Annotated in this window: 1 protein-coding gene; it reads left to right on the top strand. The window is 67.4% G+C overall.

Going from position 1 to position 503, the window contains the following annotated elements:
- Positions 1 to 503: aminotransferase class I/II-fold pyridoxal phosphate-dependent enzyme (locus MOV75_RS41605; RefSeq protein WP_247008697.1), on the top strand; the 503-nt coding region annotated here is incomplete at both ends.

Below are 503 nucleotides of genomic sequence, written 5' to 3'. Positions count from 1 at the left end.
GTACCGCACGAGCGCGCCGATCGTCGCACTTGGCGGCGCGCAGGCGGCTATCCAATTGCTGCCGCAACTCGCGCCACCCCATCGTGCGCGCATCCTCGCGCCGACCTATAATGAGTATGCCGGCGTGTTGTCGGCTGCCGGCTGGGATGTCCAGGAGGTCGGGGAGATCGACGCGCTGGCGGGCGCGGATCTCGCCATCGTCGTCAATCCCAACAATCCCGATGGCCGGTGTCATTCGCCAGAGGATTTGCTGACACTGCTGCCGCGCGTTGGCCGTCTCGTGATCGACGAGAGCTTTGCCGATGCCGCTCCGCAGCTGTCACTCGCGTCGGACGCGGATCGGCCGGGGCTGCTGATCCTGCGCTCGTTCGGGAAGTTCTATGGCCTTGCCGGACTGCGGCTCGGGTTCGCGATCGGCAATGCGGCTGACGTCGCCAGGCTTGCTGCGATGTCCGGTCCCTGGCCCGTATCAGGGGCGGCGATCGCGATCGGCTGCCGCGCCT

It is taken from the genome of Bradyrhizobium sp. PRIMUS42, from assembly GCF_023006515.1.
In the GTDB taxonomy this organism is placed as follows: Bacteria; Pseudomonadota; Alphaproteobacteria; order Rhizobiales; family Xanthobacteraceae; genus Bradyrhizobium.
The sequence above is the reverse complement of the archived record's forward strand: the minus strand, read 5'-3'. Positions and strand labels throughout refer to the sequence as shown.